The organism is Microvirga yunnanensis (assembly GCF_025460875.1).
Genome location: NZ_JAMXFI010000012.1, coordinates 84,403 through 103,866, shown reverse-complemented (window position 1 = coordinate 103,866; position 19,464 = coordinate 84,403). Strand labels below are relative to the sequence as shown.

General features: G+C 65.6%; 21 protein-coding genes. 18 read left to right on the top strand and 3 right to left on the bottom strand.

Annotated features, from left to right (window positions below):
* Positions 1-251 precede the first annotated feature (251 nt).
* From NF876_RS08825 to NF876_RS08765, 13 genes are all read left to right on the top strand, one after another.
* Entirely contained in the window at positions 252-701 is a 450-nt protein-coding gene (locus NF876_RS08825; RefSeq protein ID WP_262268422.1) for a DUF3597 domain-containing protein, read from the top strand.
* 513 nt (positions 702-1,214) lie between these two features.
* Positions 1,215-3,026, top strand: coding sequence for a hybrid sensor histidine kinase/response regulator family protein (locus NF876_RS08820; RefSeq protein WP_262268421.1), 1,812 nt, complete (start codon positions 1,215-1,217; stop codon positions 3,024-3,026).
* 26 nt (positions 3,027-3,052) lie between these two features.
* Positions 3,053-3,691: a response regulator gene (locus NF876_RS08815; RefSeq protein WP_262268420.1), complete on the top strand. Its 639-nt coding sequence runs from the start codon at positions 3,053-3,055 to the stop codon at positions 3,689-3,691.
* Positions 3,692-3,849: 158 nt separating this feature from the next.
* Positions 3,850-4,080 carry a DUF6894 family protein gene (locus NF876_RS08810; RefSeq protein ID WP_262268419.1) on the top strand — a complete coding sequence of 77 codons (231 nt, stop codon included), beginning with the start codon at positions 3,850-3,852 and terminating at the stop codon, positions 4,078-4,080.
* A 285-nt stretch (positions 4,081-4,365) separates the two neighbouring features.
* Positions 4,366-4,713 (top strand): hypothetical protein, encoded by a 348-nt coding sequence (locus NF876_RS08805; RefSeq protein ID WP_262268418.1) that lies wholly within the window; start codon positions 4,366-4,368, stop codon positions 4,711-4,713.
* A gap of 50 nt (positions 4,714-4,763) precedes the next feature.
* Positions 4,764-5,192 (top strand): hypothetical protein, encoded by a 429-nt coding sequence (locus tag NF876_RS08800; protein ID WP_181051306.1) that lies wholly within the window; start codon positions 4,764-4,766, stop codon positions 5,190-5,192.
* Positions 5,185-5,652: a large conductance mechanosensitive channel protein MscL gene (gene mscL, locus NF876_RS08795; RefSeq protein ID WP_262268417.1), complete on the top strand. Its 468-nt coding sequence runs from the start codon at positions 5,185-5,187 to the stop codon at positions 5,650-5,652. Before NF876_RS08800 ends, mscL begins: the two co-directional genes overlap by 8 nt.
* 73 nt (positions 5,653-5,725) lie before the next feature.
* The gene (gene aqpZ, locus NF876_RS08790) at positions 5,726-6,478 is read left to right on the top strand and encodes an aquaporin Z (protein ID WP_262268416.1); all 753 of its coding nucleotides are present in this window, start codon (positions 5,726-5,728) and stop codon (positions 6,476-6,478) included.
* A 106-nt stretch (positions 6,479-6,584) separates the two neighbouring features.
* Complete coding sequence (locus NF876_RS08785; protein WP_262268415.1) at positions 6,585-7,124, top strand: YidB family protein; 540 nt, start codon at positions 6,585-6,587, stop codon at positions 7,122-7,124.
* Between the two features lie 272 nt (positions 7,125-7,396).
* On the top strand, positions 7,397-8,914 hold the full coding sequence (gene istA / locus NF876_RS08780) for an IS21 family transposase (protein WP_262268414.1): 1,518 nt from the start codon (positions 7,397-7,399) through the stop codon (positions 8,912-8,914).
* Between the two features lie 11 nt (positions 8,915-8,925).
* Positions 8,926-9,678 carry an IS21-like element helper ATPase IstB gene (gene istB / locus NF876_RS08775; protein ID WP_262268413.1) on the top strand — a complete coding sequence of 251 codons (753 nt, stop codon included), beginning with the start codon at positions 8,926-8,928 and terminating at the stop codon, positions 9,676-9,678.
* Between the two features lie 158 nt (positions 9,679-9,836).
* Positions 9,837-10,166, top strand: coding sequence for a DUF2853 family protein (locus NF876_RS08770; protein WP_262268442.1), 330 nt, complete (start codon positions 9,837-9,839; stop codon positions 10,164-10,166).
* Positions 10,167-10,221: 55 nt separating this feature from the next.
* Positions 10,222-10,560 (top strand): hypothetical protein, encoded by a 339-nt coding sequence (locus tag NF876_RS08765; RefSeq protein WP_262268412.1) that lies wholly within the window; start codon positions 10,222-10,224, stop codon positions 10,558-10,560.
* 64 nt (positions 10,561-10,624) lie between these two features.
* On the opposite strand, the gene NF876_RS08760 is transcribed toward NF876_RS08765, so the two are convergent.
* Positions 10,625-11,242, bottom strand: coding sequence for a hypothetical protein (locus NF876_RS08760; RefSeq protein WP_262268411.1), 618 nt, complete (start codon positions 11,240-11,242; stop codon positions 10,625-10,627).
* Positions 11,243-11,595: 353 nt separating this feature from the next.
* Here NF876_RS08760 and NF876_RS08755 point away from each other — a divergent pair, with 353 nt between their 5' ends.
* Complete coding sequence (locus NF876_RS08755) at positions 11,596-11,814, top strand: hypothetical protein (RefSeq protein WP_262268410.1); 219 nt, start codon at positions 11,596-11,598, stop codon at positions 11,812-11,814.
* Between the two features lie 52 nt (positions 11,815-11,866).
* On the opposite strand, the gene NF876_RS08750 is transcribed toward NF876_RS08755, so the two are convergent.
* The gene (locus NF876_RS08750) at positions 11,867-12,766 is read right to left on the bottom strand and encodes a dienelactone hydrolase family protein (protein ID WP_262268409.1); all 900 of its coding nucleotides are present in this window, start codon (positions 12,764-12,766) and stop codon (positions 11,867-11,869) included.
* Between the two features lie 222 nt (positions 12,767-12,988).
* On the opposite strand from NF876_RS08750, the gene NF876_RS08745 reads away from it, so the two are divergent.
* Positions 12,989-13,837, top strand: a complete 849-nt coding sequence (locus NF876_RS08745; RefSeq protein ID WP_262268408.1) for a VOC family protein — start codon at positions 12,989-12,991, stop codon at positions 13,835-13,837.
* 131 nt (positions 13,838-13,968) lie between these two features.
* Here the strand turns inward: NF876_RS08745 and NF876_RS08740 are convergent, their stop codons facing one another.
* Positions 13,969-15,735, bottom strand: coding sequence for an adenylate/guanylate cyclase domain-containing protein (locus tag NF876_RS08740; RefSeq protein WP_262268407.1), 1,767 nt, complete (start codon positions 15,733-15,735; stop codon positions 13,969-13,971).
* A gap of 16 nt (positions 15,736-15,751) precedes the next feature.
* Between NF876_RS08740 and NF876_RS43420 the strand changes: the two genes are divergently transcribed.
* The 3 genes from NF876_RS43420 (at position 15,752) to NF876_RS08730 (ending at position 19,328) form a co-directional block, all read left to right on the top strand.
* Positions 15,752-16,375, top strand: coding sequence for a GFA family protein (locus tag NF876_RS43420; protein ID WP_373696634.1), 624 nt, complete (start codon positions 15,752-15,754; stop codon positions 16,373-16,375).
* A gap of 347 nt (positions 16,376-16,722) precedes the next feature.
* Positions 16,723-17,463, top strand: a complete 741-nt coding sequence (locus tag NF876_RS08735) for a class I SAM-dependent methyltransferase (protein WP_262268406.1) — start codon at positions 16,723-16,725, stop codon at positions 17,461-17,463.
* Positions 17,464-17,615: 152 nt separating this feature from the next.
* Complete coding sequence (locus NF876_RS08730) at positions 17,616-19,328, top strand: adenylate/guanylate cyclase domain-containing protein (protein WP_262268405.1); 1,713 nt, start codon at positions 17,616-17,618, stop codon at positions 19,326-19,328.
* Positions 19,329-19,464: the final 136 nt, after the last annotated feature.

Here is a 19,464-nt window from a genome sequence, read left to right as displayed (position 1 = left end):
GTCTCCGAGCACTAGCGCAACCACGCCATCGTGATTCCGTACTGCCGTGATCGGAGGCAGCGTACGCGGATCCCCGGCTGACCCCAATGGTGTTCGGCGGCACGAAGCTGCTCCTGTGCGGCCCGCCTCCACGGCTTCCCCTTTCCGGCCGCACCTGTACGCCCGGATGGTCGTCATTGTCCCAGCCGAGGTCGGCTCTACTTCCTTGGCCGGGGCGATCTTTCGGGACGCAGTTTCAGCGGAAGGATACGATGAGCATCTTCAGCAGGATCAAGGACGCAATCTTCGGGGGATCTGCGACGGCGCAGGAGACTCCTCAGGCGCCATCAACTTCGACGCAGCCTAAGCCAGGGTCTGCCGCAGCCCCAGGTGCGGGCGGTACGGCCGTATCGGCACCCCAGGGGTCCACCACCTCATCGGCTCCAAGCGCGACGCCGATGGCCCAGGTCGATGTCGAAGCCGTGTTGACCGATCGCGCAGCGAAGAAGGGGCAGAAGCTCGATTGGCGCAAGTCGATCGTCGACCTGATGAAGCTGCTCGATCTCGACAGCAGCCTGGATGCGCGCAAGGAACTCGCGAAGGAGCTGAACTATACCGGCGACACCTCCGACTCCGCGACCATGAACATCTGGCTGCACAAGCAAGTCATGGCCAAGCTCGCGGCGAGCGGCGGCAAGGTTCCCGACGACCTTCGAAGCTAGGAGCGCGGCGGTTTCACCCCAGCCAGCGTATGCTGCCGGAACAGGGCCTCGTCACCGAGCAGAGGCAGCATATGCACCCCTGGATCACGGTGGCGCTGCGAGCGCGAAGGCTTCCCTCTGCGGTGTCGCTCTTGAGGATGCCCGGCGCTCGGGCTCGCTCAGTGCGGCGTTCCAGCGGCACCTTTGAGGCAGGGATGCAGTGCGGTGCCGATCCCGGTCCTGCCGGCATCCTTGAGCGTGACGCCCATTTCATCAAGTCCTGGATCACGCGGAGTCCCGTTCCGCATGTCTCCTTCGAGTCGACGGTTGGCTCCGCGGCACCCTGAGGGATCGCCGGCGGCACACCGCCCAACGAACGGGACCTCAGCGGCTTGTCCCCGGTGGAGCCGTCGCCAGGCGGCCTCGGAGACCTGCCCCACCCGAAAGGGCCAATGCGTTCCTGATGGCTGGCTGCGTCAGGCCTGCTAGAGTAGCCTTTGCTTCACATCCGCCCTGCCTTGAGGGATCCACTGCATGAGGCCCAGGCCCACGAGATTCGCGCTGCCGCTTGCTCCGGCCGTGGTTCTCGCGCTTGGCATCCTGCTGCTGGGAACGCTGGAACTCCTGCAAAGCTACAAGGAGGCGGCAGTTCGCGGCGAGGAGGACGCCCGGAACCTCGCCGATGTGCTGGCCGAGCAGACCGAACGGACCTTCCAGGCCGTCGACTTCACGCTCGTGGGCATCCGCGATGCGCTGGCGGCTGCTCCCGGCATGCCCGGCAACGATGCCCGCCTTCGGGAGACGCTGAAGCAGCGGCTCAAGGACCTGCCGTACGTCCGCGCCCTCTACGTCATCGGACCGGACGGATTCATCGCGCACGATACGGATTACCCCTCGACGCCGAGGGTAAGCCTGGCAGATCGGCCCTACTACAAGGCTCACCAGCAGGATCCCGCCCTCGGCCTGCACGTCGAGCAACCGCTGCGCAGCCGATCGGTGGGGGTCTGGTTCGTCAGCTTCAGCCGCAGGATCAACCGGCCCGACGGCAGCTTCGGCGGGATCGTCGTCGCGGCCGTCGAGCCGCGTTACTTCGAGCGGTTCTACCGCGGGCTCTCGGTCGGCGAGGAAGGCTTCATCGCGCTCCTGTTGCGCAACGGTACCCTTCTGGCCCGCAGCCCGGCCGCCGAGGAGGCGATCGGCAAGTCCTTCGCCGCCGTGGAACCGCTCAACACCCACTTGTCCCGAAGTCCTCAAGGCATCTTCTGGGGCACCAGCCCGATCGACGGCATGACCCGTGTCATCGGGTATCGCGCCCTTGATACCGTGCCGGCCGTCGTCAACGTGGGGCTGGCGCGCCAGACGGTCCTCCGGCCCTGGCGGGAGCATGCGGTCGTGGTGTCCATCTCCGCGGCCATCCTGCTCGGCCTGACGGGCGCCCTGATCGTCCTCGTCCAGAAAGGCCGCCGGCGCGAGCAGGCGGAGCAGGCCCGGCTCAGCCAGGCGCAGCGGCTCGAAGGACTGGGACGGATCGCCGGCGGCATCGCGCACGATCTCGGCAACACCATCCGGATCATGCAGTCCACGTTCCGGCTCCTGCGTCCCTCCCTGGCTGACCGCCCGGACGCACTGTCCCTGGTCAAGGATGCCGACCAAACCCTCAAGGGCGCAACGGCGATGATCGAGCACCTGCTCGCCTTCGCGCGACGGCAGGAACTCCGGCCGGAGATCACGGTCATTGACCAGCGGATCGAGGGCTTTGCCCCCATCCTGAGGCAGGCTGTCGGCCCCCGGATCACGCTCGACCTCAGGCTCTCCGCCATGGGCCACGCCGCCCGGCTCGATCCAGTTCAGCTCGAGGCGACGCTGCTCAACCTTGTCCTGAATGCTCGCGATGCCATGCCGGACGGCGGCACCATCATCGTGGAGACGACAGGCATCGACCGCCCGTCCGATCCGGGAGGACGTCGCGCCTACGACGCCGACCGGCGGTGGGTTCAGGTCACGGTGACGGATCCGGGCATCGGAATGCCCCCGGCGGTGCTGGAGCGCGCGTTCGATCCCTTCTTCACCACCAAGGGACACGGTAATGGCCTCGGACTCAGTCAGGTTCTGGGTTTCGTCCAGCAGAGTTCCGGCGACGTGGAGCTGGAGAGTCGCGAGGGTCGCGGCACGATCGTGCGCCTCCTGTTCCCTGTCATGCTGCCTGACGAACAGGTCGACGGACGTTCCGGGTCCGAGACGGCTCGGTCCGGTGAATTGCACGCTCAGCCTGAAGCTGCCCTCAGGGAAATCCCGAGCCATGGTTCGGGTCCAGACCCGATAGGACGGAAGCGGCATCGGGGATAAGGATTGCCGGAGTCCAAAGGGGTGCCATGAACAGAAAGCTCCTCGTCGCCGACGACCACGCCATCGTTCGCCGCGGCTTGCAAGCCCTGCTGGAGGCCGAGCCGGATTGGCAGGTCTGCGCCACCGCCGAGAACGGGCAGGTGGCGGTCGATCTGGCGACCCAGCACCGGCCGGACGTGGCCATCCTCGACTATTCCCTGCCAGGGCTGAACGGCCTTGAGGCCACCCGCCACATCCGCCTCGCCAGCCCGGGCACCGAGGTGCTGATCTACACCATGCACAACAACGAGGACGTGATCCGCGACGTGCTGCGAGCCGGGGCCCGCGGCTACCTGCTCAAGACGGAGGACGATGCCGAGGTCGTCAGGGCGGTGCACGCCCTGCTGCGGAAGCAACCCTACTTCTCGCCGAAGGTGTCCGAGACCCTGCTCGACACCTTCCTGACCAGCGACAAGGTGGTGGCGTCGCAGACCCTGACCTCGCGCGAGCGGGAGGTGATCCAGCTCGTGGCGGAGGGGCGGAACAACCGTGACATCGCCGAGCGCTGGCAGGTGAGCATCAAGACCGTCGAGAGCCACCGTACCGCGGCGATGAAGAAGCTGAACCTGCGATCGGGCGTGGAGCTCGCCCTCTATGCCGTCCGCAACAAGCTGGTCGAGCCCTGACCCTGCCGTTTCCGGCATCAGGGCAATCCCGACCCGCTCCTCCGGTCGTGACCCGATTCCAATCCAGGTGCTGCCGGTATTCCCTGAGTGGCGGTGCTCGTCGGGGTCTGCATGGCCCAAGGTCTCCCCGCCGAGTCATGAACCGGGTGGGGACGGACATGCCGCGCTTCTATTTCGACATCCACAAGGGACCGGAACTCATCCCGGATCCAGACGGCTTCGAGACCGACAGCCTGGAGGCTGCCGAGCGGCAGGCGACGCAGACGGCGATTGAGCTCGGACAGGCCTGGCTGTCATCCGCGCGGTTGGTTCGGGTCAGGGTCCGCGATGAACACGGCCGGTCCCGGCTGAACCTGAGCCTTGTCCTGACCGTCGAGAGGCTGGGGTGAGCCGGATGGTAGGGAAATCCTGACCTTCTCCTCCGGTCCTGACCTGATTCCAATCCCGGCCCTGATGCGCCTTTATGAATGGGGATGGCGCTTCGGGACGGGAGGCGACTTCCCGCCCATGGGAATGAGGCCGAGGTATCGTGGTGAGGGTTTGGAGGCGTCTCGTTTCCGTGTGGCGGACGGCAGGAGCAAGGATCGACGAGGCGATCATCGCATCCGCGACCGGAGCCGAAAGCCGGGGCGCAGGACGCGCAGCCATCGCGGAGCGACGGTTGAGGACACGCAATGCTTGGGATGACAGGAACGGCCTTGAGCCTTGCCAGGACCGGCATGAGCCCTGACGAGATCGAACGGCGTATCATACGGGCCTATATCCATCTCGCCTGGTCGCCCGAGACGGCCGGCTCCCGCACCTTCACCGTTCTCCGGTTCGGCATGCTGGAGGCGTGGCTGACCGGAATTCAGGAGGCGCATCGGCTTCCCGATCCCCCAGGGGTGCGGCTCGATCTCTATTCCCACGCCAGGCACGCCGTCGTCGACAGTTGCGAATGTGCCGAACTCGACGCGGCCGAGCTGGCGCGGGCAGTGACGCTCATAGCCCGCGCATGGCAACGGGTACATAATCTGCACTAGGGCATCCATGCGGCGTAGGAGGTTCCCTGGCGCCCTAGAGGAGGGACGCGATGCCAGCCAAGACCGGGAAGGTGCTGAGGGTACCCGTTCACGGCTTCGCCAAGCGCGTCGATGACGCCGTGGACCGGGCCACGGCCATCCTCCGGACACGGGACGCCGCCCGCCCGAAAGACACGTCGCCCGCGCCGCCCGGCGAGGCCGCATTCGGCCAAGGGCAAGGTACCCCGACGGGAAGACGCTTGAACGTTCCCCGATCCCCACAGGCGAAGGGCAAGGACACGTTCATGACACTAGACCCACGCGCGCTTCTCGTCCTGCTGATCGCCACCTGCCTCGGGGTGCTCCTGATGGGAGCCGCTCACGCGAACGACGCAGGAGGCGCAACGCGAACACCGTCGAAAGGGCATTTCGCGTCCGCCGGAAACCAAATCCCGAAGCCGATCGTGAACCACGACCAACGGAGTCTGACTTATGCTTGAGGAGTTCAAGAAGTTCGCCTTGCGGGGCAATGTCGTCGACCTTGCGGTCGGCGTGATCATCGGCGTGGCGTTCGGCGCCATCGTGACCTCGCTGGTCGAGGACATCATCATGCCGATCATCGGAGCGGCCACGGGCGGTCTGGACTTCTCGAACTACTACCTGCCGCTGTCCTCGGCCGTGCAGGACGGGGCCTCCTACGCCGACGCCAAGAAACAGGGGGCCGTGGTCGGCTACGGACAGTTCATCACGGTGGCCCTGAACTTCCTGCTCGTCGCCTGGGTGCTGTTCTTCGTGATCCGGGGGATGAACAAGCTGAAGAGGCAGGAGGATGCGAAGACCGACGTGCCCCAGGCTCCGGAAATCCCGGCCGACGTGAAGCTGCTGTCGGAGATCAGGGATCTGCTGGCGACAGGTCAGGCAACAGGTGCCGCTGGCATCAAGCCAGTGAGAGGTCCGTGAGAGCGCCGGCCCCGCCGATAAGGGGCCGACTGTCCGCAAGACCTATCCGGTTTCTTCTGAGGGGAGAGCAACCATGGACCTTCGCAAGTGCGTCGCCGAGGCGATCGGCACCTTCTGGCTCACCTTTGCCGGCTGCGGCAGCGCCGTGATCGCCGCCGCCTTCCCGGAGGTCGGCATCGGCCTGCTCGGCGTCTCGCTTGCCTTCGGCCTGAGCGTGCTCACCATGGCCTACGCCATCGGTCACGTCTCCGGCTGCCATCTCAACCCGGCGGTGACGGTCGGACTCGCGGCAGGCGGGCGCTTCCCGGCGAAGGACGTCGTTCCCTACGTGGTGGCGCAGGTCATCGGCGCGGTGATTGCTGCCGCGGTCCTCTACGCCATCGCCAGCGGGGCACCCGGCTTCGACCTCGCCAAGGGCTTTGCGGCGAACGGCTACGGCGATCACTCGCCGGGCAAGTACACCCTGTTCTCGGGACTGCTGGCCGAGATCGTGCTCACCATGATGTTCCTGTTCATCATCATGGGATCGACCCACGGCAAGGCACCGGTCGGCTTTGCCCCCATTGCCATCGGCCTCGGGCTGACGCTGATCCATCTGGTCGGCATCCCGATCACCAACACGTCGGTCAATCCGGCCCGCAGCACCGGGCCGGCGCTGTTCGTCGGCGGATGGGCCCTGGCCCAACTCTGGATGTTCTGGGTCGCGCCGCTGATCGGCGGCGTGCTCGGCGGCATCCTGTACCGCTGGCTCAGCGAGGAGCCCTCGGCCCAGGTCACGGGAATTGAACCCACAGGCGGCCGTCCGCCAATCCGTCCGGCAACGTGAGGTCATCCCGTCATGAATCGTTCAGGTCCGACCGCGGGAGCGTCCTGAACCCCGTCAAGGTCTTGCGCTTCTCCCGTCCCACCAAGCCAACCCGAGGAGCAATGAGATGAGTCGCGGATTTCCATCGATGACGGCCCTGCTGGGGCTTCTTGCCGTCGCAGGCTTCCAGAACAGGGACAAGATCGCCGAGATGCTGAGAGGCGCGGGTTCGAGCGCGCCGGGCAATCCTGACCAAATTGATCAGCAGGGTGGCCTAGGTGGTCTCCTCGGTAATCTAGGCGGAAGTCTCGGGGGAGCGGGCCAGGGTGATCCACAGTCCGGCCTTGGCGGGCTGCTCGGAGGCCTTGGCAGCGGCGGCCTCGGGGGCCTGCTCGGCGGCGGGCTAGGTGAGCTGATGGACAGCTTCAGGCAGCAGGGTCAAGGGGATGTCGCGGAGTCCTGGGTTAGCACCGGACCGAACAAGCCCATCGCTCCCGATCAGCTCGAACAGGCCATCGGTCCCGAGGTGCTCGCGACCTTGACCCAGCAGACCGGACTGTCGCGGGAGGAACTCCTGTCGCGGCTCACAACGATGCTGCCAGAGACCGTGGATAAGGTCACCCCCGACGGGCGCCTTCCTGAGTCGACGGACCTGCCCCGTTCCTGATCGCGCATCCAAGAAGAGTGTCATGGCACTGTACAGGTCCATTTGAGAGGCGCGGGAGAGAATGATGGCTGAAGACTGGGTGCGGATTCCGATTTAATCCGGACAGGTATTCCGATTTGAAGCCGGACAGCATTCCGGAATGAAGCCGGACACCGTTCCAATCAATTTCCGGACACTTTCCCCACTCTGACGATCCCCTGGGTCAGCAACTCGGGCATCACCCTCCTCACGTCATCGAGGAGACCGGAATGCCCGCCAAGAGGAAGCTGACCATGAGACAATTGAGACACATGCTGCGCCTGTCCCGGGACGGCGTGGGCGTGCGTGACATCGCCGAGAGGCTCGGGATCGCGCGCAGCACCGTCCAGGAGAACCTCAAGCGCGCCGAGCAGGCCGGCTTGAGCTGGCCCTTGCCCGGCGACCTGACCGACGAGGCCCTGGAGAACAGGCTGTTTGCCCGCGCCGGCGTCAAGCAGGGACAGCGTCGCCGGCCCGAGCCCCACTGGGCCGATGCGGTCGTCGAGCTGAGAAAGCCCGGCGTCACGCTGCAAATCCTCTGGGAGGAGTATCGGGCTGTCCATCCCACCGGCTATGGCTACAGCCGCTTCTGCGAGCTCTTCCGCTCCTTCGAGGGCCGCCTCTCGCCGACCATGCGCCAAGACCATGTTGCCGGCGACAAAGTGTTCGTCGACTATTCCGGCAAGAAGATCGCCATCGTCGATCCCTGCACCGGCGAGATCCGCCAGGCCGAGATCTTCGTCGCCGTGCTCGGCGCCTCCAACTTCACCTACGCCGAGGCAACCTGGACCCAGACCCTGCCGGACTGGATCGGCGCGCACGCACGCATGTTCCGTGTCTTCGGCGGCGTCCCGCGCCTGATCGTGCCGGACAATCTCAAGGCCGGGGTCAACCGGGCCTCGTTCTATGATCCCGAGATTAACCGCAGCTACGGCATGATGGCCGCCCATTACGGCATCGGCGTTCTGCCGGCGCGGCCCCGAAAGCCCAGGGACAAAGCCAAGGTCGAGAATGGCGTGCGCTTTGCACAGACCTGCATTCTCGGACGGCTGCGACACCAGACCTTCTTCTCTCTGGCCGAAGCCAATGCGGCGATTGCCGGCGCGTGCGAGCGCATCAACGATCATGTCGTGCGCCGCCTCGGCGTCAGCCGCCGGCATCTCTTCGAGACGATGGAGCGCCCGGCGCTCGCGCCGCTGCCGGGCGATGACTATGAGTTCGCCGAGTGGCGCCTTGTCCGGGTCGGCACAGACTATCACGTCGAATACGAGGGCTTCTTCTATTCGGTCCCGCACGGCCTGATCCGCGCGCAGGTCGATCTGCGGGCGACCAGCCGCACGATCGAGATCTTCCACCGCGGCCAGCGTGTGGCAACCCATCAGCGCCGCTACGGTGGGCGCCGGCATGGCACCGACCCGGACCACATGCCGAGTTCCCATCGGCGCTATGCCGACTGGACGCCGGAGCGCTTTTGCCGTTGGGCGGCGTCCGTCGGTCCGCAGACGGAAGGATTGATCACGGCCATTCTGGCGCACCGTCCGCATCCTGAGCAGGGCTTTCGGACCTGTCTTGGGGTGTTGCGCCTGTTGCGCGATCTCGATCCCTCGCGCGCCGAAGCGGTGTCGGCCCGCGCTCTCCAGATCGGTGCGCTCACCTCCAAGAGCGTTGCCTCCATCCTGGCCAACCGCCTGGCCGCCCAACCCGCCCGCGACCCCGAGCCCACCGCCATCCTGGAGCACGCCAACATGCGCGGCCCCGGCTACTTCCACTAAGGAGATCCCTCATGTTGACCCATCCCACGCTCGCCCTGCTGACCGACCTTGGTCTTCACGGCATGGCCAGCGCCTTCAAGGATCTGCAATCCCAGCCCGAGGCTCGCGCTCTGGAGCATGGCGACTGGCTGGCGCTCCTGCTCGAGCGGGAGGCAACGCTGCGCTGTCAGAAGCGCTTCGAGAGCCGGGCCCGGGCGGCCCGCCTGCGCCATGATGCTCATGTCGAGGACGTCGACTTCCGGGCGGCTCGTGGACTTGATCGCGGGCTCTTCCTCAAGCTGTCCGGCTGCGACTGGATCCGCGAGCGCCGCGGGCTCCTGCTGACCGGACCGGCTGGGGTCGGCAAGAGCTGGCTCGCATGCGCGCTGGGCCAGAAGGCTTGCCGGGAGGACTTCTCGGTCGCTTATCACCGCGCCCCCAGGCTGTTTGCGGCGCTTTCTCTGGCGCGGGACGACGGCCGCTACGCACGGATGCTCAAAACGCTGGCCCGTGTGGACCTGCTCATTCTGGATGATTGGGGCCCCGAGAAGCTCAATGATGATCAGCGGCGGGATCTGCTGGAGATCGTCGAGGACCGCTATGAGCGGCGCTCCACCATCGTGACGAGCCAGATCCCGGTCGACCGCTGGTATGAGATCATCGGCAATCCGACCATTGCCGATGCGATCCTGGATCGGCTCGTCCACAATGCCTACCGGATTGAGCTCTCCGGCGAGAGCCTGCGCAAGCAGCGCTCCCCGGGCGCCACATCATCGTCCGATTGACGAGAGGCCCATCCCATTCCACCATTCCCATGACCCAGGATCAGACGAGGAGAGTGTCCGGCTTCAGATCGGAACGCTGTCCGGAATGAAATCGGAATAGGCGTCCGGCTTCACCTTGGAATCAGCGTCCGGCTTCATCGGAACCTGGAGACTGGGCACTGGACGTTCAGAAATACTCTGCAAACGCGGACCGGAATGCGATCAATGGGATCGTCCGTTACTGCGGCATCTCGTTGCAAAAGCGGGATTCGTCCCTGGTTTCGCTGAGTGACAGGGAGGAGGTCACCCGGGTGCGGGAGAGTTTCCTGAAAAAGAAGCTCGGTCTGGCCGAGCCCGATGCTGATCTCGACAAGGCGATTATGGCTGTCGGCGAGAAGATGAAGGGCGACCGGACGAAGAACAGAGTCACCCCCTACTATCTGTTGGCCGAACATTTCGGGAAGCTGTCGATGTTCGGTAACCCCGGCTCTGCTGCGGGGAAGGGTTGAACTCCCGGAAGTCTTTTCTTCCTGATCGCGTCCTTGGTTTGACTGGAGAAATTTCATGCGCCTGCCGTATATCGTGTTTATGTCCTTCGCGGTGTCCGCATGCGTCTCGTCGGGCCAGCAGCAGGCTAGGTCCATGCCGCCAGCGAACTTGGGATCGACGCAAGCGACACCGTCCGCCCCGGCGCCGACCTCCGCACCCACGTACACGAGACGCGTGACCTACGGCGACGGCAGGTACATCCTGCCCGATGGCACGACGGTGGCCGCGGAGCCGGGTGGCGGTTTCACGCTGTCGAACGGGGTGGTTGTGCCGCCTGACGGCACGGGCGGAATCATCCTCCCGAACGGGGCACGGTGTGTTTCGGATGGCAGCCGCGGCTATCTCTGTCCCTGAACTTCCTTGAGGTCAGGAGAAGCCGATGCCAAGCCGCTCCTGTCCGACGTGGCGCCTGCGGCGATCAGCGCGAGCCTGACCCATTACGCCCCTTGGATCGGTTTACGCTTCCGGTCGTCGCGACGTCGTCGGTGTTGACCGCAAGCTTGCCGCCCGACCTGACCGCATCCGTGCTCCAGGCGATGTTCTCGGCCGGGAGGAGATGCTTGACCAGCTTTCGTGTCTCACGCGAGAGGAGCTTGCCTGCCTGCGCCACGGGCTTGAAGTCGGTGAGCTTGTGTGGCCCGCCAGGGCGGCCGGCAAAGACCCGCAATCCGTCGGGAAACATCACCATGTCGCCCCGGCGCAACGTGCTGTCGGCCAGGAGCGCCGGAACGGGGTTGTCGATCTCTTCCATGGGTCTCGGCTCGATCGGTTTCCTGACCTCCGGCTGCTCGACGGCAACGGGCTTCGGCCGTGGGCGGGCCTTGCGTCGGGGCCTCTCGACTTCCGGATCGGGTTCGTATCCGAACGATGGGGGCGGCGGGGCCGGGGTTGCCGGCTGGGTGAAGGCCCTGAACAGCCCGAAGATGCCCTGCGCCCGGGCAGGAACGGATCCGACCGCAAACGGGAGGATCAGGGCCACGGCCAGCACGCTGCATGATCTCGCCAACGATGCGAGCCGGCTCCGGAGCTTTGACATTCCCGCCTCCCTTGGTGAGGAGCAACGTGGCCTGGCCCCGCAGGTTCCTGCTCCATACGGGCTAGGCGGACAAACCTGCGTTGCCGGGCGTGAACCCCATGATGGGGCAGAGTCAGGCAGGCCATTTCCCTGCGGCTGACATCCTCGGATCAGGGGATTCGTCCTGGTGCCAGGATGCTCGAAGGCGGCTATGGTTTGCATGCCATGGAGATGCGGCGAATCTCTTGCCGTTCGGGACTGGGCGGAGAGGATTGGTCCGTTCAGGCACGAGCGGCGCAAGGCGTGAGAACGGAGCGTTCGTGATGGCAACGCGGGAGCGAACCTATCGGTGCGTGGGAGGCCCGTGTGACGGCATGCTCCACACCGTGTGCGAGGAGCGGCGGGTCCGCCTGGCACCCCAGAACGACGAGGCTCTGATCGCTCCCCCGGACAAAGCCTCGGTCCCATCGGGCGAAGCCGCCGACTACGATGTGCGGCGGCTTCTGGCGCCTGACGGCAAGTGGCACGAGTTCCTGGTGCTGTCGGCCTGGACGAGCATGCAGGCGACCGTATGGCTCAATCGCCGCCGATGAGCGTCATCGCGATGCGACGCTCAAGGATGCCGCCCACTCGACACTCCGACACTCACCGGGGCCTTCCACCCATGGTACGGTCGAGGAATTCGTGGGTGCGGGCCAACGCATCCTCTGCTGCCTTCGGATCGTAGGCGGCCGGGAAGCCGAGGATCTCACCGTTTGCCCCCCAATGCGGATCGGCAAACCCGTGCTTCACGTCGGGATAGACGTGGACCTCGACCGGGTTTCCGTCGGCGCTCGCGGGGCGCGCGACTTTCTCGCAGGCCTGCACCCCCGTGCGCCGGTCATCCTGCCCCGTCAGGACCAGCAGCGGATATGCAGGTTTCTGGATGAGATCGAGCGCGGCACAGGGGGCGTAGTACACGACTCCGGCCTTGAAGCCGAGGTTCTGGTCGTTGACCACGCTCGACTGTGTTTGCGGCTCGGAAAGCGTAAGGACGAAGACGCCTCCGGTCGCAAACCCGAGCAGGCCCACCCGGTCACGCTGCACGAACGGCAGCCCGGCCAGATGGAAGAGCCCGCCATAGGCATCGGCGACCCGGTCGACGCCCGGCGGTTCCTGACCGTTCAGGAAGCAGCCGGCCTGTGCGTTCCGGGAGGTCCAACTGTCGACGACAAGGGTTACGTATCCCCAGGACGCCAGCCGCGCCGGAAGAGTTTCACGGACGAAGGGGGTCAGGCCGATGCAGTCGGGGAGCACCACGACGGCCGGGAAGGGGCCGTCCGCTTGAGGCTTTGCCAGGTGCCCCTCGATGCGGCTTCCCGGCGTGGGCTTCGGCTCCTCGCCGCGCTCGCGCATCCTGCGGGCCATGAGTCCTCCGATCGGCCGGGCGGCGGCTTGAAGGTCCACCTTCTCGACAGTGACAGGTGCCGAGACCGATCCAGGTTGTTGGGCCCACGCCCCGGTTGCGAGGACAAGCCCGAAGGCCACACTGACCAGAACCCGCATGGCATTGCTCCTGCGCCCCGCTCGCCGACCTTATCACTTCGGGCTGTCGCCTTCCAAGGGAGTGGAGCCACCCGGCTCGCCGCCAACTCCACGAACGGACCGCGAACCTCGCGGGTGTCCTTCCTAATACATTCAAACGACGACCTATCGGACGCATGTTGCGTCTCTCGAATCTGCCGTGTCGAAGGTAAAATAGCGCTTCCAAAGGCATGGAGGGATGGGATGATCGAAGGGCTAGGCGGAATCGACCATGTCGCCGTTCTCGTCCGAGACCTTGATCGCGCCCGCGAGGCCTGGGCCAACCTGGGGTTTACACTCTCGCCCCGGGGCGTGCACAGCGCGATCCGCGGCACGGGGAATCACACGGTCATGCTCGGACCGGACTATCTGGAGCTTCAGGGCGTCCTCACCCCAACCGAGTTCAACGCCCCAAGCCGTGCGCGGCTGGAACGGCGCGAGGGGATTGAGCGAACGGTACTGCGCGCCTGGGATGCCGAGGCCGCGGTCGCAGCCTTACGGCGGCGGGGGATCGCCATCGAGGGCCCTCAGGAGTTCAGCCGACCCGTGGACCTGCCGGGAGGCGGGACGGGGGAGGCGCGGTTCCGCACCATCCAGTGGCCGCTCGACCGTACCCCAGCCGGAATGCGCATCTCCGCTGTCCAGCACGTCACACCAGAGCAGGTTTGGCTTCCTGCCTTGCAGCAGCACGCGAACACCGCTCGGCGCGTGCTGTCCGTTGAGGTGCTCGCCGATGAACCTGCGAAAGCGGCAGCAGAGCTTTCGGAATTGATCGGCATCCCGCATACGGCGGAGCCGGACGGCAGCTACAGGGCTCAGACCGCGCCCGACCGGGCCGCCATCGTGTACCTCGACAGGGCAACCGCACGACGACGGTATCCGGAGGAGTGGCTCGACGCGTTCGAGGAGGATGGCGGCTTGGCGGTCATCCTTGAGGTCGGCGACATAAAGGCAGCGGCGCGGGCAACAGGCGGCGCCGTTTCGGACACGGGCGACTACCTGATCGTGCCGCCTGAGCGTGCCGGCGGCGTTATCGTGAAGTTCGCAACCTGAACCCTGATCTCGGTGTCGTGACGGGATCGCCGCAAGAGGTCCCAGCACTTGAGGATGATAGGCCGGCCGCGGAGGTCGCCGGGCAAAAAGCCGGCCATGATCTGCCGTTGCATGTCGGGCAGGATCTGGCCCTATTCAGGGAGGCCTGCCAACCGAAGCCCTTCAAGGAGCATTGCTTGATGAGACGCATGTCGGAAGCAGACCTTTGCCGTCCGCCTGATGGTTGATCTTGGCTGCACACGCAACAAATGCCGGATCAACGCCGATGCTTCCTCAAGGCGGCCCAGATGAGCCAGGGCGGCGGCCCTGAAGCGAAGCGGCGGAGGAAAGTTGGGTCTCTGCTGAATGGCCCGTCCTCCCCATTTCTCAGCCTCTGCGAAACGGCCGGCGATCAGGTGAGCCAGAGCCATTGCGGTGAGAGTGCGGGCTACGAGAGGGTCGCGCGGGTTCATGCGCCGAGCGATCGCCAAATGCTCCAGAGCGCAGTCCGGCTCGCCGTTGTAGATGAACACCCATGCGCAGTTCATCTGCACGTAGGCAGAGTTCGGGTGCAGCCGGAGAGCCTGGGACGCAAGATCGACTGCCTGATCATGGTCACCGGCGAACATGGCGACCGTGAAGGCCGCCAGGGAGAGCGCCCGCCCATTCTCCCGATCGGTGGCAATCGCGCGGCCAGCCGCTCGGCGCGCCAGCTCGCTGCCTTTGTCCCAATCCTCAATCCAGCCCGCCGTCGTCTGGCGAGCGATGCAGTCCGACAAAGCAGCCCACGCATCGGAGAAGTTCTGGTCCAATTCGACCGTGCTCTCCAGCAGCTTCTCGGCACGCTGCAAGCCCTCTTTCGTGAAGGAGAACATCTCCGGAAGGGATCGGAGATAAAGGTCGTAGGCGCTGAGATTGTCGGTCGGTCTCGATCGACTCCGGTCCAACTCGGCTGTGAGGAGGTTGGGCTCGACGGCGGTCACCACGCCCGACGTGATGCGGTCCTGGAGGTCGAAGATGTCGGTGAGATCTCCCTCGAACCGCTCGGCCCAGATGTGGTGCCCCGTGGCGGTCTCGACGAGCTGGGCCGTGATGCGGACGCGAGTGCCGGCCCGGCGGATGGCTCCCTCAAGCACGTAGAGGACGCCCAGGTCCCTGCCGACCTGGCGAACATCGACGGCCCGGCCCTTGTAGGTGAACGACGAGTTGCGGGCGATCACGAAGAACCACTTCACCCGCGAGAGAGCCGTGATGATCTCCTCCACGATGCCGTCGGCGAAGTACTCCTGCTCGGGATCACGGCTCACGTTCGTGAACGGCAGAACCGCAATGGTGGGCCTGCCGGACAGGGGCGGACGTTTGGATGCGCTCGGAGGAGCCTCGGCATCAGTCCCGGACCAGGCAAACACGCGAACCGGTCTGGCGATGTTCTTGACCTGCTGCTCGCCCCGGTTCTCGAAGGTTGTTCCGATCCTTCCGCCGACATGGTCGTGAACAGGGCCGGAGATCCAAATGCCTCCCGGATCGGCGAGCTGCTGGAGCCGAGCAGCGATGTTCACCCCGTCCCCGTACACTTCCCCGTCCTCCTCGACGATGATGTCGCCCAGGTTGATGCCGATGCGGAGCTGGAGAGGGTCGGAGGACTCCCGCGGAGCCTCACCGGCGAGGGTCTCCTGAACCTCCGTTGCGCAGCGGACGGCCTCGACGGGGCTCGGGAACTCGGCCAGGAAACCGTCTCCGGTGGTCTTGAACACGCGCCCGCCGTGCTCCTGGACCTTGGGCTCGATGAGGTCGCGGCGGAGCTGTTTGACGCGGGCGAGAGTGCCTTCCTCGTCCTGCTCCATGAGAGCCGAGAAACCGACCACATCCGCCGCCAGAATCGCTGCGAGGCGTCTATGAACCCGTTGGGAGCTGACCATCTGTCCTCCCGGGCGAATGTGCAAATGGTGCTTCGGATCGGCTGGATCGTCCAGCCCTTCCTCCACTCACGCCTGCGAAAAGGTTATCCCTCCCGGTGCCTTCGTCTTTCCGAGGGGGAGCGCATCGTCTCCTGATCACCGGATATCGACGGAGGGCGCCATAAGGTTGGCGGGCCCTGCCGCGGTGGCTTCATCGGTTACGAGGTGGAGATCGACCCCCAAGATCGTGATGATCTGCCACTGCACCGAACGCCAGACGATCACGGGATTCGCCTTCCGCACCTTCGTCCTATCGTGTGAGGAGGGGGCAACCTGCTCTCAGGTCAACTCAAGACCCACGTGGAAAATCAGCGACAGCGGCGCGAAGCGGCTGCAACCCTTATGCCGCTTACGCGGATCGCCGATCCATCCGACCTCGAATGGGGAGGGCCCGAAGGTCTACGGCATTCGTGTCGGCACGAGCCGTCAGCGCAACGATCTCGTGCCGCGCGAGCAGATCAGGTGCCGCTCGGCCCAGCCCTGGATCGCCAGGATCAGGATCCTGCCGGGAGTCGAAACGCAAGCGGTCTTCCTGCCTGGCCGACCGTCGCATAACTTTCTTGCAAGTTTACGCTTCAGTGCGTTGATCGTCCCGCCCTGAGAGGATCGGCAGCGGAAACGCGGATTCTCCGAAGACCTGGAGCGGGGCACAGGACGCGGAGTACCACCAAGCGTTGAGACCGAGGTTCTGGTCATTGACCATGCTCGGTTGTGTTTTGCGGCTCCGCGAACCCGAGGGCATGGCCATGCGCAAGGCCGGTCACTTCAAGACGGCAGTGGTCTGGGGCCTCAACCCAGCGGGTCGCACTTGCGCGGATGGATCGCGCCACGCGATAATGGAGGCCTGTTCGTCCGCCGCTGGGGACTTGCCCCAGGAACAAGGTCTGAGGCAGCGCAATGTCCCCGACTGGCCAACTGTTCACGGATGGCGCTGCCTATGAGAGGCTCATGGGCCGCTGGAGCCGCCGCGTCGGCGACGTGTTCGTCGACTGGATCCAAGTCCCAAGCGGCCTTCGATGGCTGGACATCGGGTGTGGTACCGGCGTTTTCACCGAGCAAGTGATCCGGTGTTGCGCTCCCGCAGCGGTCGTCGGGCTCGATCCGTCCGCCGAGCAACTGGCCTTTGCCCGTGGACGAGGGGAATTGAGCAAGGTAGAGTTCCACGTCGGCGACGCGCAGGACCTGCCGTTCCTGGACAACAGCTTCGACATTGCAGTCATGGCGTTGGTCATCCACTTTGTGCCTGACCCGGCCAAGGCGGCCGCTGAGATGGGGCGAGTTCTCCGGCCCGGCGGCACCGCCGCAGCCTACGTGTGGGACTACAAGAACGCTGGGTCGCCAACCTCGCCGCTTGCGGCCGCGATGAAGGCGATGGGCCTCCAATCACCTGCACCACCGAGCCCGCAAGTGACTTCGTTAGCCGCGCTTGAGGAACTCTGGCGGGCCGCTGGCTTCGTGCAGATCGGCACGCGAACCATCGAGATTGTGGTGGAATTCAGGGATTTCGAGGAGTTTTGGCAGTCAATGACGGTGCCGGTTGGACCCGCCGGAAAGGCGATCTCTGCGATGTCGCCTGACCGCCGGGCGCAATTGCGAAGCGTTCTCGAACAGCAAATGCCGGTGACAGCCGGTGGAACCGTTACCTATGAGGCACGCGCGAGTGCTGTCAAAGGCCGCAAGAGAGCCTAAGAAGGGTTCGCAAGGGCGAACAGGCAGCGGGAGGCTCGATCCCACCCTCAGGGAATCGATTGGTCCTGCCGTATTAACTCCCGCCCTCGCACCGCGACCGGCTTGGCCGACGGGGTACTGCGCGGGGGTATAGCATGCGTGGGAGTTTCGGTATGCAGCGCCGCTTGGCCGTGATCATGGTGGCCGACATCGTCGGCTACTCGGCCCTGATGGAGGAGGCCGAAGAGCACACCCTTGGCCGGGTCGCCCGCTGCCGGGAACTGGTCCGGCAGAAGGTGGCCGCCCTGGGTGGTCGCATCTTCAATACCGCCGGCGATGCCTGGCTCGCCGAGTTCGGCAGCCCGATCAACGCCCTGCGCTGCGCGGCCGAAATCCGCCACGCGCTCGCCGGAAGCGAGGATCCCGAACTCGATCCGCTCAGGCTCCGCTTCGGGCTTCATCTCGCCGACGTGGTGGTCCAGGGTGACGATCTCCTCGGGGACGGAGTGAACGTCGCGGCCCGCATCCAGCAGGAGGCGGAACCCGACAGCATCTGGGTCAGCGGGGCCTTCTTCGACAACATCCGGCGCAACTCGCCTTTCGCCTTCGATGATCTCGGCGAGCGGCGTCCGAAGAACCTGTCGGAGCCGATCCGGGTCTATCGGTTGCGGGAGGAGATGGGGCGGCACCGGCTGCAAACCGCACCGACACGGACGCGGGGCGCGGAGCAGAAGCGCCCGTTGTCGCTGGCGGTGCTGCCCTTCCGCGTCATGGGCGGGGACGAGGAGCAGCGGTTCCTGGCCGAGGGGCTGACGGACGAACTCATCGTCGAGCTGGCCCGCTTCCGGCGGCTGTTCGTCAGCTCCCGCAGCGCCAGCTTCGCCCTGGCCGATGCCGATCCGGTCAAGGTCGGCACCACGCTGGGCGTGCGGTACGTCCTGGAGGGGCAGGTCAGGAAGATCGGCGACCAGGTGCGGATCGGCCTCACGCTGACCGAGACGGAGACAGGGTCCGTGGTGTGGAGCGACAGGATCGCTCGTCCCTTTGCCGAACTCCTCGACCTGCTCGACAGCACGGCGACCAGGATCGCTGCCATCGTGTTCGGGCGGGTGGAGGATGCCGGCATGATCACGGCCCGCCGCAAGCCGCCGGAGAAGATGTCGGCCTTCGAGTGCTTCCTGCGTGGGCTCGAGCACCACCGCCTCGGCGGCGTGCTGGAGGCGCACACCCGCGAAGCCGTGGATTGGTTCACTCGCGCCATCGCGCTCGATCCGACCTACGGCGCTGCCTACGCCTGGCGGGTCTGCGCGGCGTCCGAGTTGCCGGAATTCGCCATTCCCGAGGGCGAGGCAGACATCCGCCGGGCACTGGAACTCGACCCCTGCGACGCCGAGGCGAACCGGATTGCCTCCTTCTTCGAGCTGCTCAAGGACAATCATGATCAGGCGGCACGGTTGATGCGGCGGGCGATCGAGCTGAACCCGTCCGATGCCTACATCAAGGCCCGCTGTGCGGCCGTCATGACCTTTGTCGGCGAGCCTGAGGAGGCGCTGCGGCTGCTCGACGAGGCCGAGGCGCTCGACCCGCTGCTTCCGGTGTGGTGCGTCGAGGAGCGCGGCGTCGCCTATTATGCGCTTGGCCGCCACGGGGAGGCGCTGGAGGCCTTGGGCAAGCTCGTATTCCAGACGTTCCGCTCGCGGCTGTACCGGGCCGCTGCCTTGATGGCGCTTGGTCAGGCGGAGGAGGCCGGCCGGCTCGTCAGGGAGGCGATGGCGAGCAAGCCGAGCTTCACCCTGTCGCAGTTCCTGTTCCAGGAGCGCTACCGTGACCCAGGGCTACGGCAGCGGTTGCAAAGCCGGCTGGAGGAGGCGGGGATGCCGCCGTGAACGCACAAGGGTTTGCGAATGGCCGCTCTTGGGACTCCTGCAATCAATGAACTCCGTCCCCTTCGGCAACACAGGGCGGACTTGCGTTGACATGCTGCGGACCTCGTCACAGCGCGCACATCCGTGCCATGATCAT

Coding starts and splice junctions, on each gene's coding strand:
- NF876_RS08785 (WP_262268415.1), top strand. CDS start 6,585: ATGAGTCGCGGATTTCCATCGATGACGGCCCTGCTGGGGCTTCTTGCC.
- NF876_RS08740 (WP_262268407.1), bottom strand. CDS start 15,735: ATGGTCAGCTCCCAACGGGTTCATAGACGCCTCGCAGCGATTCTGGCG.
- NF876_RS08805 (WP_262268418.1), top strand. CDS start 4,366: ATGCTTGGGATGACAGGAACGGCCTTGAGCCTTGCCAGGACCGGCATG.
- NF876_RS08745 (WP_262268408.1), top strand. CDS start 12,989: ATGATCGAAGGGCTAGGCGGAATCGACCATGTCGCCGTTCTCGTCCGA.
- NF876_RS08730 (WP_262268405.1), top strand. CDS start 17,616: ATGCAGCGCCGCTTGGCCGTGATCATGGTGGCCGACATCGTCGGCTAC.
- istA (WP_262268414.1), top strand. CDS start 7,397: ATGAGACAATTGAGACACATGCTGCGCCTGTCCCGGGACGGCGTGGGC.
- NF876_RS43420 (WP_373696634.1), top strand. CDS start 15,752: ATGTGCAAATGGTGCTTCGGATCGGCTGGATCGTCCAGCCCTTCCTCC.
- mscL (WP_262268417.1), top strand. CDS start 5,185: ATGCTTGAGGAGTTCAAGAAGTTCGCCTTGCGGGGCAATGTCGTCGAC.
- NF876_RS08800 (WP_181051306.1), top strand. CDS start 4,764: ATGCCAGCCAAGACCGGGAAGGTGCTGAGGGTACCCGTTCACGGCTTC.
- NF876_RS08750 (WP_262268409.1), bottom strand. CDS start 12,766: ATGCGGGTTCTGGTCAGTGTGGCCTTCGGGCTTGTCCTCGCAACCGGG.
- istB (WP_262268413.1), top strand. CDS start 8,926: ATGTTGACCCATCCCACGCTCGCCCTGCTGACCGACCTTGGTCTTCAC.
- aqpZ (WP_262268416.1), top strand. CDS start 5,726: ATGGACCTTCGCAAGTGCGTCGCCGAGGCGATCGGCACCTTCTGGCTC.
- NF876_RS08810 (WP_262268419.1), top strand. CDS start 3,850: ATGCCGCGCTTCTATTTCGACATCCACAAGGGACCGGAACTCATCCCG.
- NF876_RS08755 (WP_262268410.1), top strand. CDS start 11,596: ATGCTCCACACCGTGTGCGAGGAGCGGCGGGTCCGCCTGGCACCCCAG.
- NF876_RS08765 (WP_262268412.1), top strand. CDS start 10,222: ATGCGCCTGCCGTATATCGTGTTTATGTCCTTCGCGGTGTCCGCATGC.
- NF876_RS08735 (WP_262268406.1), top strand. CDS start 16,723: ATGGGCCGCTGGAGCCGCCGCGTCGGCGACGTGTTCGTCGACTGGATC.
- NF876_RS08815 (WP_262268420.1), top strand. CDS start 3,053: ATGAACAGAAAGCTCCTCGTCGCCGACGACCACGCCATCGTTCGCCGC.
- NF876_RS08820 (WP_262268421.1), top strand. CDS start 1,215: ATGAGGCCCAGGCCCACGAGATTCGCGCTGCCGCTTGCTCCGGCCGTG.
- NF876_RS08760 (WP_262268411.1), bottom strand. CDS start 11,242: ATGTCAAAGCTCCGGAGCCGGCTCGCATCGTTGGCGAGATCATGCAGC.
- NF876_RS08825 (WP_262268422.1), top strand. CDS start 252: ATGAGCATCTTCAGCAGGATCAAGGACGCAATCTTCGGGGGATCTGCG.